This is a genomic window from Blastococcus sp. SYSU D00868, from assembly GCF_054050575.1.
Window position 1 is genome coordinate 1 of the sequence record NZ_JBJGZO010000035.1, and the last position, 13177, is coordinate 13177.

General features: G+C 73.2%; 13 protein-coding genes. 6 read left to right on the forward strand and 7 right to left on the reverse strand.

Going from position 1 to position 13177, the window contains the following annotated elements; genetic code table 11:
- Nucleotides 1-84: 84 nt before the first annotated feature.
- The gene (locus ACI79F_RS21220; RefSeq protein ID WP_456547405.1) at nt 85-1305 is read right to left on the reverse strand and encodes an ABC transporter substrate-binding protein; all 1221 of its coding nucleotides are present in this window, start codon (nt 1303-1305) and stop codon (nt 85-87) included.
- A 412-nt stretch (nt 1306-1717) separates the two neighbouring features.
- Between ACI79F_RS21220 and ACI79F_RS21225 the strand changes: the two genes are divergently transcribed.
- The 5 genes from ACI79F_RS21225 (at nt 1718) to ACI79F_RS21245 (ending at nt 6632) form a co-directional block, all read left to right on the forward strand.
- Nucleotides 1718-3754 (forward strand): ABC transporter permease, encoded by a 2037-nt coding sequence (locus tag ACI79F_RS21225; protein WP_456547406.1) that lies wholly within the window; start codon nt 1718-1720, stop codon nt 3752-3754.
- Nucleotides 3751-4620 (forward strand): ABC transporter ATP-binding protein, encoded by an 870-nt coding sequence (locus tag ACI79F_RS21230; protein ID WP_456547407.1) that lies wholly within the window; start codon nt 3751-3753, stop codon nt 4618-4620. Before ACI79F_RS21225 ends, ACI79F_RS21230 begins: the two co-directional genes overlap by 4 nt.
- Nucleotides 4617-5345: an ABC transporter ATP-binding protein gene (locus ACI79F_RS21235; RefSeq protein WP_456547408.1), complete on the forward strand. Its 729-nt coding sequence runs from the start codon at nt 4617-4619 to the stop codon at nt 5343-5345. Before ACI79F_RS21230 ends, ACI79F_RS21235 begins: the two co-directional genes overlap by 4 nt.
- Before the next feature lie 163 nt (nt 5346-5508).
- Complete coding sequence (gene folE / locus ACI79F_RS21240; protein ID WP_456547409.1) at nt 5509-6114, forward strand: GTP cyclohydrolase I FolE; 606 nt, start codon at nt 5509-5511, stop codon at nt 6112-6114.
- Nucleotides 6111-6632 (forward strand): pyridoxamine 5'-phosphate oxidase family protein, encoded by a 522-nt coding sequence (locus tag ACI79F_RS21245; RefSeq protein ID WP_456547410.1) that lies wholly within the window; start codon nt 6111-6113, stop codon nt 6630-6632. The genes folE and ACI79F_RS21245 overlap by 4 nt, the downstream gene beginning before the upstream one ends.
- Here the strand turns inward: ACI79F_RS21245 and ACI79F_RS21250 are convergent.
- Nucleotides 6629-7342 (reverse strand): VWA domain-containing protein, encoded by a 714-nt coding sequence (locus ACI79F_RS21250; protein WP_456547411.1) that lies wholly within the window; start codon nt 7340-7342, stop codon nt 6629-6631. The two genes, ACI79F_RS21245 and ACI79F_RS21250, sit on opposite strands and share 4 nt — an antisense overlap.
- A gap of 285 nt (nt 7343-7627) precedes the next feature.
- Nucleotides 7628-8659 (reverse strand): AAA family ATPase, encoded by a 1032-nt coding sequence (locus tag ACI79F_RS21255; RefSeq protein ID WP_456547412.1) that lies wholly within the window; start codon nt 8657-8659, stop codon nt 7628-7630.
- A 131-nt stretch (nt 8660-8790) separates the two neighbouring features.
- Between ACI79F_RS21255 and ACI79F_RS21260 the strand changes: the two genes are divergently transcribed.
- Nucleotides 8791-10074 (forward strand): MFS transporter, encoded by a 1284-nt coding sequence (locus ACI79F_RS21260; RefSeq protein WP_456547413.1) that lies wholly within the window; start codon nt 8791-8793, stop codon nt 10072-10074.
- On the opposite strand, the gene ACI79F_RS21265 is transcribed toward ACI79F_RS21260, so the two are convergent.
- The 4 genes from ACI79F_RS21265 to ACI79F_RS21280 form a co-directional block, all read right to left on the reverse strand.
- Nucleotides 10071-10454, reverse strand: a complete 384-nt coding sequence (locus ACI79F_RS21265; protein ID WP_456547414.1) for an ester cyclase — start codon at nt 10452-10454, stop codon at nt 10071-10073. The genes ACI79F_RS21260 and ACI79F_RS21265 overlap by 4 nt on opposite strands.
- A 98-nt stretch (nt 10455-10552) precedes the next feature.
- Nucleotides 10553-11488, reverse strand: a complete 936-nt coding sequence (locus ACI79F_RS21270; protein WP_456547415.1) for a VOC family protein — start codon at nt 11486-11488, stop codon at nt 10553-10555.
- Nucleotides 11489-11562: 74 nt separating this feature from the next.
- Nucleotides 11563-11910 (reverse strand): hypothetical protein, encoded by a 348-nt coding sequence (locus tag ACI79F_RS21275; RefSeq protein ID WP_456547416.1) that lies wholly within the window; start codon nt 11908-11910, stop codon nt 11563-11565.
- 46 nt (nt 11911-11956) lie between these two features.
- Nucleotides 11957-12811 carry a 3-hydroxyacyl-CoA dehydrogenase family protein gene (locus tag ACI79F_RS21280; RefSeq protein WP_456547417.1) on the reverse strand — a complete coding sequence of 285 codons (855 nt, stop codon included), beginning with the start codon at nt 12809-12811 and terminating at the stop codon, nt 11957-11959.
- Nucleotides 12812-13177 lie beyond the last annotated feature (366 nt).

The following is a 13177-nucleotide window of genomic DNA, read 5'->3' on the forward strand; positions in this document are numbered from 1 at the left end:
GGCGGGCAGGGGCGGGGGGGGCGGCGGGGGTGGGGGGGGGGGGGGGCGCCGCCGGGGCCCCCCCCCCCCCGCCGGGGTCGGGGATCAGTCGACGATGCCGCCGCAGACCGCCTCGCCGTCGTTCAGCGGCACGAAGCCGTCGCCCTCCAGCGTGACGAAGAACTGGCACTGCTCGTCGTACTCGATCGTCGACTGCGGCACCGGCTGGGGGTACAGGCCGCCGGCGTCCCAGTCGTCGGTCTGCTGCAGGGTGGAGATCAGGTCCGACTGGCCGGCGTCGCAGCCGGCCTTCTCGAGGCCGTGGAGCAGCAGGTCGGCGCCGAACCAGCCCTGGCTCTCGTAGAAGCCGGGGATGCCGGACTCGTTGCCGGCCGCCTGGAGCGCGGCCTGCAGCTGCTGGGTCGCCTCGCTGCCCGTCTCCACCGGGGTGAACTGGTTGGAGAAGATGACGCCCTGGCCGGCCTGGACGGCGGGCTCGGACTGCAGCAGGTCGGCGCCGTAGCCGGTCGGGGAGATGAACGTCCCGTCCCAGCCGGCCTGCTTGAGGCCGCCGACCAGGGCCAGCGAGGTGTCGAAGTTGATCGTCGTGTAGACGGCGTCGGCGCCGGACTCGAGGATGCCCAGGACCAGCGGGCCGACGTCGGTGCTGCCGAACTGGACGCTGTTGTTGATGTAGCCGCGCTCCAGCCCGGCCGCGTCGATCGACGCCATGCCCGACTCGAGACCGGCCTGCGAGCTCGGGCTCACGTAGCCGATGCCGGCCACCGTGGTCGCGCCCTGGTCCTTGAGGAACTCACCGGCGGTGCTGTAGGTGACGTCGTAGTTGGGCACGAAGCTCGAGTTGAACAGGTTGTTGTCGGGGGCCGACCACTCCTGGGCGCCGTCCCAGGCCCCACCGATGACCGGCGTGTCACTGGCCTGGGTGGTGAGGAACGGCGAGGCGCCGTAGAAGAACGCGCTCACGTTGATGAGGGCGTAGACGCCGTCCTGCTGGACCAGCTTCTGCGCGCCGGCGAGCGCGCCCTGGGCCGAGGAGGTGTCGTCGGCCTCGACGATGGTGAAGTCCAGGTCGGCGGCGCAGCCCTCGCCGGCCTCCTCGTAGGCGGCGAAGCGGGCCTCGGCCCCGCGGATGGAGCCCTGGGCGGCCGCCGCGCCCGGGCCGCTCAGCGCGGTGAGGATGCCGACGTCGATGGTGCCGCCACCGCCGCCGCCCCCACCGCCGGCGCTGCCGCCCGACTCCTCGTCGTCGCTGCCGCACGCCGACAGCACCAGCGCGGCCGCACAGACCACACCCATCGCTGCCATGCCTCTTCTGCGCATACCCCAGTGCCTCCGTCGATACGAGAGTTGTCGAACGATCGCAGGATCGCCCCCGGCACCTTGCACCACGCTGTGGTGGGTGTCACCGCCGGGAGGGGGTCCCAAGCGGCAGTTCGTGCCAGATCGTTATCGCGTCGTGATCTGACCGGCTCGCGGTCCCCGACCGTGCCGCCCCGGTCCGGGAGACCCCCGCCGGAGGTGGATCCCCGCCCCGACCAGCGCTGCAGCCGGGACGCACCGGCAACGGGAAGTCTCGGATTGTGACCCAGGGCACCCGACACGCGTAGAGGTGTTGACGTGTCTCGAAGTGTCGACCACGCTCCTCGGCATCCTGTGTGATGTCGGCGGGGCGCAGGTCGTGCCGGCACACCGTTGCTCCCGGTTCTATGGAGTCGATGTGCTCTCGTACGTCCTCGCCGGCTTGGGCCTCGGGTCCATCTACGCGATAGCGGCCGGCTCCCTGGTCATCACCTACGTCGCCTCCGGCATCTTCAACCTCGCGTTCGCGGCGATGGCGTACTCGGTCGCGCGCTTCTACTACTTCCTCCACGTGGAGGAGGACTGGGCGATCGTCCCGGCGGCGGCGGTGTCGCTGTTCGTCTTCGCCCCGGCGCTCGGGATGTTCCTGTACGCGGTGCTCTTCCGGCACCTGCGGCTGCGCTCGACGCTGATCAAGCTGATGGCCACGGTCGGCCTCTCGGTGGCGCTCCCGCCGCTGATCCAGCTGTGGCTCGAGCAGCCCACGGACCCGACCGCGCCGGGCCTGGCCCCGCGGCCGCTGGCCACCTACGACGTCTTCGGGTCGACGATCAACGCCGACCAGCTGACCACCTACATCGGCCTCGTCGTCGTCCTCGTCATCGGCGTGGGCCTGCTGCGGTTCACCAACGTCGGGCTCAAGGTCCGGGCGCTGGTCGACTCCGAGGCGCTGACCAGCCTGAGCGGCACCAGCCCCGGCAAGGTCTCCCTCGGCGTCTGGGCTGCGAGCGCCATGCTCGCCGGACTCGCCGGCATCCTCATCGCGCCGACCGCGGGCCTCAGCGTCGCCTCGATGACCTTCCTCATGTCCGCGGCCTTCGCCGCCGTCATCGCCGCCAAGCTGCGCAGCCTGCCGCTGGCGGTGATCGTCGCGCTGATCATGGGCGTGGCCACCAACGTGGTGCAGAAGTACATCGACCCCTCGAGCGACTTCGGCGCCGCGGTGGTGCCCAGCATCCCGTTCATCTTCATGCTGGTCTTCCTGCTCTTCTACGCACTGCGCGGCCAGGCCGGGGACATGGTCGCCGGCGGCGCGCTCGACCGGGCGATCGCCACCCAGGGCGGCGACCCCATGGTCATCAACGCGGTGAGCGGCGGGTCGAACCGGCGGATCCTCAACCCGGGCGTCCTCGCCGGGGTGATCTTCATCGGGATCGCCGCGATCCTGCCCGGCTACCTCGACCGGTTCTGGTCCGGGCTGCTCGCCACCGGCATCGCGATCGCCATCGCCCTGCTGTCCTACACGCTGGTCACCGGCGAGGGCGGCATGGTGTGGCTGAGCCAGATCACCTTCGCCGGCGGCGGCGCGGTCCTCGCGGCCGAGCTCGTCCGCAACTGGGACTGGAACCCGCTGGTCGCCGTCCTCGTCGGCGCGGCGTTCATCGTCCCGGTCGGCGTCATCCTGGGCCTGCTGACCATCCGGCTGGGCAACCTGTACGTCGCCCTGGTGACGCTGACCTTCGGGTCGCTGATCCAGACGCTCGTGTTCGGCCGCGACCCCTTCTACAACTTCGGGTCCGGCCAGCCGATGCCGCGTCCGGAGTTCGCCCAGACCAACGACGACTTCACCTACCTGGTGCTGGCCGTCTTCGTCGTCCTGGCGATCCTCATCGTCAACGTGCGGCGGTCGACCGCCGGCCTGGCGATGAGCGCGGTCCGGTTCAGCGAGACCGGCTCGAAGACCCTGGGCATCAGCGTCGTGCAGACCAAGGTGCTCATCTCGGGCCTGGCGACCTACGCCGCCGCGGTCGGCGGTGGGTTCATCGCCATGGCCAACGGCTCCACGCTGCCGGACTCGTTCAACCCCACCGGCGGCCTGGTCTGGCTCGCCGTCCTGGTGACGATGGGCGCCCGGTCCAACATCGCGGCCCTGATCGCCGGCGTCAGCTTCGTGATCATGCCGCAGGTCTTCCAGATCTACGTCTCCACGGACCTGGGCGACATCCCGGTCATCCTGTTCGGCCTCGGTGCCCTCGGCCTGGCGCTGCACCCGGAGGGCGTGGTCGCGCAGACCGGGAACAACATCATGAAGCTGTTCGGCCGGCGCAGGCCGGACACGGCCACGTCCATCCCGCCGGGCACACCCGGCGCGTCCGGGCCGGAGTCGGCCGACGACCTGGTCACCTCCGCCCCGCGCGGTGAGGCCGCCCCCATCACCGCTGGAGGACAGGCATGAGCACCGCACTGCACGCGCCGGAGACGGTGTCGCCCGACACCGCACCGCCCCGGCTGGAGGCCCGCGGTGTGACCGTCCGCTTCGGCGGTCTGGTGGCGAACAAGGACGTCGACCTGGCGGTCGGCAGCCAGCAGATCGTCGGGCTGGTCGGCCCGAACGGCGCCGGCAAGAGCACCCTGTTCGCGGTGCTGTCCGGGCTGCTGCGCCCGACTGCCGGCCGGGTCTTCATGGACGGCGAGGACGTCACCGGCACCTCGCCGCAGAAGCGCGCGGCCCGCGGGCTGTCCCGCACCTTCCAGCACCCGGAGCTGTTCTCCTCGCTGACGGTCCGCGAGCACCTCGTGCTGGCCTACCGGATGAAGAACGCCAAGAGCCGGATCTGGACCGATCTCGTCAACTTCGGCGGCTTCTTCAACGCGCCCAAGGCCGAGGAGGCCCGGGTCGACGAGCTCGTCGAGTCCCTGCAGCTGGGCGGGATCCAGCACCTGCCGGCGGCGGGTCTCCCGCTGGGGTCGGCGCGGCTGCTGGAGATCGCCCGGGCGCTGGCCCGGGAGCCGCGGGTGCTGCTGCTCGACGAGCCCTCGTCGGGGCTGGACGTGCGGGAGACCGAGGAGGTGGCCGAGGTGCTCAAGTCGGTCGTCCGCGACCACGGGGTCTCGCTGCTGATGGTCGAGCACGACGTGGAGCTGGTGCTGGGCATGTCCGACGCCGTCCACGTGTTGGACTTCGGCGTCAAGATCGCCGGCGGCACGCCGGCGGAGGTCCGCCGGGACCCGGCGGTGCGCGCCGCGTACCTGGGCGAGGAGATCGAGAAGCCCGCCGTGCAGCGGGCCGAGGCCGAGATCGAGCAGGGGGAGCTGGCGTGACCACGAGCGAGTCGAACCCGCTGCTGCGGGTCGAGCACCTGTCCGTCCGCTACGGCGCGGCGCAGTCGCTGTTCGACGTCTCCATCGAGATCCCCGCGAACGGCTCGCTGGCCGTGCTGGGATCCAACGGGGCGGGGAAGAGCACGCTGGCCCGGGCCGTGTCGGGGCTGGTGCCGCCCAGCGGCGGCAGGATGTGGTTCGACGGCAAGGACATCACCAAGTGGTCGCCCACGAAGATCCGGCGGGCCGGGCTCATCCACATGCCCGAGGGTCGTGGCGTGTTCCCCGGCCTCACCGTCCTGGAGAACCTGCGGATGGCGCTGAACACCCAGCGCACCGGCAAGGACGAGTGCATGGACCACGCCTTCGAGCTGTTCCCGGTGCTCGGCCAGCGGCGCAAGCAGCTGGCGGGCACGCTGTCCGGCGGTGAGCAGCAGATGCTGTCGCTGGCCCGCGCGCTGATGGTGATGCCCAAGCTCGTGATCGCCGACGAGATGTCGCTGGGCCTGGCGCCCAAGCTCGTCGACCTGGTGTTCGAGAGCCTGGACAAGATGCGCCAGGCCGGCGTGGCCGTGCTGATGATCGAGCAGTTCGCCAGCCGGGCGCTCGACTTCGCCGACCAGGCGATCATCCTCCAGCGCGGCGCCGTGACGTGGTCCGGCCGCGCCGACGAGGCCGGGGAGGAGCTGCTGCACGCCTACCTGGGCGGGGCCACCGCGGCCTGATCCGCAGCGCACGACGACGGCCCGCCGGGGGACTCCCGGCGGGCCGTCGTCGTTCCCGCCCGGGGGGCGGCCCGGGCGACCCGTCCCCGCCCTCTGGTAGGCCTTACCGGACACCACGCCGGAGGAGGACCCGACCGGCGCCGCCACCTGCGAGGAGGGGCACGTGACCTCGACCGAGACGCCCGGCACCGGGCGGACGCCCCCGTTCGACGCCGCCCGCGCCGAGGCGGCCGTGCGGGAGCTGCTGCTCGCGGTGGGGGAGGACCCGGACCGGCCGGGCCTGCGCGACACCCCCGGCCGCGTCGCCCGCGCGTACGCCGAGACGTTCGGCGGCCTCGGCCAGGACCCGGCCGAGGTCCTGGCGACCACCTTCGCCGAGGACCACGACGAGCTCGTGCTGGTCAAGGACATCCCGATGTACTCGACCTGCGAGCACCACCTGGTCCCCTTCCACGGCGTGGCGCACATCGCGTACATCCCCTCCGAGGACGGCCGGGTCACCGGCCTGTCCAAGCTCGCCCGGCTGGTCGACGTGTACGCCCGCCGGCCCCAGGTGCAGGAGCGGATGACCCGGCAGATCGCCGACGCCCTGCACGACGTGCTCAAGCCGCGGGGCGCCCTGGTGGTCATCCAGGCCGAGCACCTGTGCATGGGCATGCGCGGCATCCGCAAGCCGGGGGCGGTGACGACGACGTCCGCGGTGCGCGGCAGCTTCCGGGACAGCGCCGCCACCCGCGCCGAGGCCATGTCCCTGGTGCTGGGCCGGTGACCGCCGCCCGGCCGCCCGCGAGCGGCCAGCGCCGCGGGCGGGCGATCGCGATGACCGCCGACGAGGTGGCCGCCTTCCTGGCCGGCGAGCGCACCTGCCGGGTGGCGACCGTCGGCGCCGACGGCCGGCCGCACGTCGCCCCACTGTGGTTCGTCTGGGACGGCGCCGCCCTCTGGCTGAACTCGATCGTGCGCAGCCAGCGCTGGACCGACCTGGCCCGCGACCCGCGGGTGGCCGTCGTCGTCGACGCCGGCGAGGAGTTCTCCGAACTGCGGGGCGTGGAGATCACCGGCCGCGCCGAGGCGGTCGGCGGCGTCCCGCGCGGTGACGAGGAGCAGCCCGAGCTCCCCCCGGTGGAGCGGGAGTTCGCGCGCAAGTACACCGGCAGCGACACGTTCGCGCCGGACGGGCGGCACGCCTGGCTGCGGATCACCCCGGAGAAGCTGGTCAGCTGGGACCACCGCAAGATCGTGGGGCTGCCGCCCCGCGGCTCCGGCGCCGCCCCCGGCGCGCGCTAGGGCGCGAAGACCGACGTCAGCGCGCCCGCCACCTCGCGGTGCCCGGCGACCAGCCGGCAGCGGCCCCGGCCGGCGCGGGCGAGGTCCCGGCCGAGCTCGACGTCGTCCTCGCCGGTCGTGTCGAGCAGGACGTCCAGCCGCGGCAGGCGGGCGGCCACCAGCCGCGGGTCGGGCCCGGCGTTGTGCACGCAGTCCGACAGCAGCAGCACCCGGCCGTCGCGCGGGGGCACCCCGGCGAGCTGGGCCGCCGCCGTCTGCAGCGCGAAGGACACGTTGGTCAGCCCCTGCGCCGGCATCCGGACCAGCAGGTCGAGCACCGCGGCGGGGTCGGCCGGCTCGCCCATCCGCACCAGCACGGCCGCGTCGGACCAGAACGCGACCACCGACAAGCGGTCGCGGGCCAGCTCGCCCGCCAGCGCGCCGACGGTCGCCGCGGCGGTCCGGATCCGCTCCCCGCGCATCGAGCCGGAGACGTCCACCACGAGGACGACGGCCCGCCGCCGCCGCACGCGCTCGCGCACGATGACGTCGTCGTCGTCCGGCAGGGGCTTGCCGACCAGGGCGTCCATCGTCCGCTCGAGGTCGAGCTCGTCGGAGCCGCCGCTCCACGGGAGGCTGGTCAGCTCGCCGACGCCGCGGCGGGGGCGGCGCTCGCGCGGCGGCCGCGCCACCGCGAGGCGCCGGGCGATCTCCCGCGCCCGCTGCCGCACCCGGGCTTCGCCGGCGTCGACGGCGGCCAGGTCGGCCAGCGCGATGACGGTGCCCTCCTCCTCGGTGGCGCCGCGCGCCGTCCCGCCCGGGGGAGCGGACCCCGGGCGCAGCCGCCGCCGGTCACCGCCGGTGAGCGTCAGCCCGCCGCCGCCGGGGCTCGGCGTGAACAGCGACGGCTCCTCCGTCAGCTGCTTGGGCCGCCGCTTGAGCGGCCGGGTGCCGCGTGGGCCCTCCCGCCGGCTCCCGCTGCGCCGCTCGATCGGGGAGTCGGCGGCGATCGTCCTTCAACCAGGGTCGGCCACCGACGGCTGCAGCAGGAAGTGGTCCTCCCAGATCTCCCGCAGCACGGACTCCGGCGTGGACTCCAGCGCCTCGTCCAGGAAGATCCGCCCGGACAGCGCCAGCAGCAGCGCGTCGAGGACGACGGCGGTGTACTCCTCGGGCAGGCCGCGCGGCGGCGCCACGGAGGGCTCGTCGGGCAGCGGCACCGCCCGCATGGTGGCCAGCTGCGCGGCGACGAGCGCGAGGTCGATCGCGCCGCGCACGCTGCTGCCCTGCCGGACGTCGTCGCGCTCGCGGGTGGCGCGGGTCAGGGCCACCGCGTCGGCGATCAGCCGGGGCGACTCGACGCCGGTCCGCCGCCCCACGATGCCGCGCTCGGCCTCGGCGTCCTGGTAGTCGACGGCCAGCCGGCACAGCCGGTCGTACACCGAGGTCGACAGGCGGGTCGTGCCGATGTTGTCGTAGGGGTTCATCGAGGCCACGACGCGGAACGAGGGCAGCGCCTCCACCGTGCCGACCCGCGGGACGGCGATCCGCCGCTCGGCCATCGCGGTCAGCAGCGTGTTGAGCGTGTCCTCCGGCGCGCGGTTGAACTCCTCGACGTAGAGGAAGCCGCCGGCCTGCATGGCCTCCACCAGCGGACCGGGGACGAAGTTGTCCGCGGTGTAGTCCTCGCGCAGCACCCGGGCGGGGCTGTGGTGCCCCACCAGCCGGGTCGGGGTGAGGTCGGCGTTGCCCTCGACGAAGAGCAGCGGGATGCCCCACTCGGTGGTGATCGAGCGCAGCAGGGTGGACTTCGACGTGCCGGGCGGGCCCTCGAGGAGCACGTCGCGGCCCGCCGACACGGCGGCGAGCAACAGATCGACCTCGCGGTCGCGGCCGACGAGGTGCCGGGCCACCCGCCGGCGGATCTCCCGCACCGTGCCGCCGTCGGCCGCGCCCACGCGGGACCCGGTGATCGCGGTGTCCGGGCCGGGCAGGTCGGCCAGGTCGGGGTCCAGCCCGTCGTCGGGTCGCTCGGCGGCTGTTCCCACGGGTCCTCCTCGCTCCGGCGCGCCCGGAGCCCGGCCGCCGTCCTTCGACCATGTTATGACTGCTGTATCGAGCGTCTGCGGCGGAGGTGGCCGTCGCGGGCCGGCCGTCGACCACCGGCCTGCGAGGGACCATGACCGGCGAGACCAGCAGGGCGGGGGTCGCCGCGGAGGCGCCCCCGGAGCCGCTGCGGCCCGCGGCGCTGCTGGGGATCCGTCCCTTCGCGGTCCTCTACCTCAACGCCACCGTCGTCTTCCTCGGCGTGATGGCCCAGACGATCGCCCGCGGCTGGCTGGCGTTCGAGCTCACCGGCTCCAACGCCGCGCTCGGCGGCGTCCTGCTGGCCTTCGGCGTGGCGATGCTGGTGGCCACCCCGTGGGGCGGCGTCGCGGCCGACCGGCTGCCCAAGCGGCTGGTGCTGCAGGTCTCCACCGCGATGCTCGCCGCCTCGAGCGCCTGGATCGGGCTGGCGGTGGCCTTCGACGTCATCGCCTACTGGATGCTGCTGGTCTCCTCGATGATCCAGGCCGCCGCGTTCGCGCTGTTCGGTCCCGCGCGGATGGCCTACCTCGCCGAGGTGCTGCCGGGCGGCTCGCTGTCCACGGCCGTGTCGATGCTGCTGGTCAACGCGGAGGTGAGCCGGGTCGTCGGCCCGGCGGTGGCCGGGGTGCTGGTCGGCTCGGTGAGCTTCGGCATCGAGGCGGTGTTCCTGGCCAGCGCCGGGCTGGCGGCGGTGGGGCTGGTGCTCACCGCCGGGATGCCCCGGGCGTCGGCCGACCGGGAGGTGCCGGTGCTCTCGCCGCTGGCCGAGCTGGCCGACGGCGTCCGGTACGTGGCCGGCCGGCCGGAGCTGAGCGCGCTGCTGTGGTGCGGCTTCGGCGTGACGATGGCGGGGCTGCCGTACCTGGCCTTCCTGCCGACCGTCGCCAGCGACCTGTTCGGCTTCGGATCCGCCGGCTACGGCATCCTCTCCGCCACCTCCGCGGTGGGAGCGGTCCTGACCGGTCTGCTGCTCGGCCGGCGGTCCCACCGGCGGTCGCAGACGCGGGCGTTCCTGCTGGCCGGGATCGTCTTCGGCGCGGGGGTCGGGGCGCTGGCCCTCGCGCCGACGTTCTGGGTGGCCGTCGTCGTCCTGTTCGTCATCGGCGCGGGCAACCTGGCCTTCCAGACGGCGAACCAGTCGCTGCTGCTGGGCCTGTCCGACATGGCCTACCACGGCCGCATCCAGAGCCTGGCGATGCTCAGCTTCGGCGCCTTCGGCATCGCGGCGCTGCCCCTGGGGGCGCTGGCCGACGCGGTGGGGCTGCGCTGGGTGCTGGGCGCGATGGGGCTGCTGACGCTCGCCGTGATGGCGGTGTTCGCGGTGGTCTCGCGCGGCCGGCTGGCGCGCGCGGACCAGCTCCGCGACCTCGGCTAGCGGGGCGGCTGGCGCCAGTCCACGCCGGGCAGCGTCGCCGTCCAGGACTCGACGATCCGCCCGCCCTCGAGGCGGTGGACGGTCAGCCAGGTCAGGACCGACATCTCGCCGGTGTCCAGGTTGACGCCCCGGGTGGTGGCGCGGGTCCACACCCGGTCACCGGCGGCGGCCTGGTCGTCGATGGTGGTCGTGGCGTCGTGCAGCAGCCGCCAGGCGCCGGCGATCTCGCGCTTGAACTCCTGCCGGCTGACCGCCCGGGTGCCGCCGGCCGAGTGCCGGACGTAGGGCTCGCCGACGATCTCGTCGACGATGCCGAGGTCCCGCCGGTGCCACAGCCCGTCCCAGTAGCGGGCGACGACGTCCCGCGGATCCGACTCCACGGCGAGCATGCTAGGTGCGGCGGTCGCCGCCCCCACCTGCGACGAGGGCCCGCCGGCCGCGCGTCGCGGTCGGCGGGCCCTCGGTGGGGTGCTCCTGGTCAGCCGGCGAACGGGTCGCCGTGGATCTCCTCGGTGCTCAGGAAGATCGGCGCGTTGAAGGAGTCCTCGGGGTCGGTCATCAGCAGGGTCTCGCGCACCCGGGTCGAGCGCACGCCCTGCTTGGTCAGCCACGCCTCCGCCGAGTCCAGGTCGGTGACCTTGAACCGGAGGCTGTAGATCATGTTGCCCCACTGCGCCACGTGCCGGCCGAGGTCGGAGTCGGGGCTGTGCGGCTGCGCGATCTGCAGCAGGCAGTCGCCGAGCTGCATGGTGACGTAGGAGGCCTGCAGGTCCGGGTCCTCGCCGCGCTCGATCGGGATCGCCTGGAACTCGTCGACGTAGGTCTCGACCGCCTTGTCCAGGTCCTTCACGCCCAGCGTCACGAACGTGAAGCGCTCGATGGTGAGCGGGTGGGTGAGCCACGTCCGCTGCAGCGACGACCAGGTCTCGAGGTCGCGCGGGTCGTTCGGCATGTCGTGCTCGCACAGCTCGACCATCAGGCCGAACGTGTCGCGCGGGCTCGGGTAGCAGTAGCCGAGGTCCGGCGTCGCCTTCTCGACCTTGCCGCCGCCGGGGCGGCCGATGTAGATGCCCTTGGCGACCAGGCGGTCCACCAGCCCTGCCAGGTCGTCGACCTTGTAGCCCACCGAGTGCAGGTGGGTGCCGAACTTGTCGTAGAACTTGCCGACCGGCAGCGACGTGTCGACCGGCATCGCCGGGGCCATGGTCTCGATGCACAGGTCGGAGACCATCAGCAGGGTGGCGTAGCGGTCCTCGACCGGGAGGTAGTTCGGCTCGTCGACGCCCATGTAGACGAAGCCGCCGAAGACCCGCTCGTAGAACTCGCGCAGCTTCTGCGCGTCGTCGGCCATGTGGACGACGTGCACCATCTGGCCGAGGCCGTGGTCGCCCGTGACCTGCACCTGCTTCTTCACCGGACGTTCTCCCTCTCTGTGGGCGGCTGGGTGGTCATCGCCGCGACGGGGCGGCGGCGGATCGGCTCGGGAGCTCAGGCGCCGAGGTCGCCGGTGGCGCCGGTGGCGACGAACCACTGCACGTCCGGCGGGTTGCCGGTCATGTCGATGGTGTCGGTCATCCGGAGCCGGCCGGAGGCGCCGGCCTCGCCGAGCTGGGTCGCCGCCTTCGCCACGTCGGCGTCCCCGAGCTCGTAGACCGCGACGTACCGGGGGCCGCCCCCGGCGCCGGTCAGGTCGACCTGCCTGTACCGGTGCACCGCCGTGATCGACGGGATCGCGGCGCGGACGTCGGGGACGTGCACCTCCTCGTACCACTTCTCGTACTCGGCGTCCTTGCCGGGCACGGCGCTGCTGTAGGCGATGAACAGTCCCTCGGCCACGCTCGTCTCCTCGCTGCTGGGTCTCGTCGGTCGCAGGTGGTGCCGGTCAGTCGTCGTAGCGGTAGAAGCCCCGGCCGGTCTTGCGGCCGAGCCAGCCCAGGCGCACGTACTGCTTGAGCAGCGTCGGGGGCTGGTAGCGCGGGTCCTTGTACTCCTCGTACATGGACGCGGCCATGTCGTGCACGATGTCCAGCCCGATGAGGTCGCTGGTGCGGAACGGCCCCATCTTGTGGTTGAAGCCGAGCTGGACGACCGCGTCGATGGAGTCCATCGGGGCCACGCCCCGCTCGAAGGCCCGGATGGCGTCGAGCAGGTAGGGGACGATCAGCAGGTTGCCGACGAAGCCGGGGACGTCGTTGACGACGACGGGGTTCTTGCCCCACCCGGACACCAGGGCGACCACCGCGTCGATCGGGCCCTGCTCGGTGATCGGGGTCCGGATGACCTCGACCAGCCGCATGGCCGGCACCGGGTTGAAGAAGTGCAGGCCGATCACCTGCTCCGGGCGCTTGGTGCCCGAGGCGAGCACGACCAGGGGGATGGTCGAGGTGTTGGACGCGATCAGGGTGTCGGGGCCGACCAGCTCGTCGATCCGCCCGAGCAGGTCCAGCTTGAGCGCGACGTCCTCGAACACCGCCTCCACGACCAGGTCGGCCTCGGCGATCTCGGCGAGGTCGGTGGTGAGCCGGTACAGCCCACGGGCCCGCTCGGCCTGCTCCTCGGTGATCTTGCCACGGTCCAGGGTCGCCTGCAGGCCGGCGCGGATGCGCTCGTCGGCCCGGGCCAGCCCCTCCTCCTGCGGCTCGATCCCGACGACCTCGAAGCCGTTCTGGGCGGCGAGCTGGATGATCCCCCCGCCCATGGTCCCGCAGCCGACGACGGCGATCTTCTCGATGGGCATGGGGCGGTGGTCTCCTCGGCTGCGCGGGAGGGCCCGGGTCGCGGGCCGCGGGGCTGGTGGGGAGCGGCGGTCTCAGGTGGCGGCGGGCTCAGGTGGCGTCGGCCGGCGGGCCGGGGCGGGCCGGCTCGCGGGACGGCGGGTGCCGGGGACCGCCCGCGGCCGCGCCGTGGGTGGGGCCGGTACCGCGCGGACGCCTGCTCCCGGCACGGGCCACCTCGCTGTCCCTCGGGCACGGGCCTGCTCCGGAGGCGCGCGCTGCTCCGAAGGTAGACGAGTGGTGAATGGTCGTAAATACTTCGAATCGACGACGTGGGTCACACTGCGTCGCGACGCGGCCGGCCCGTCCGGTGCCGGCCGCCGCCGGGT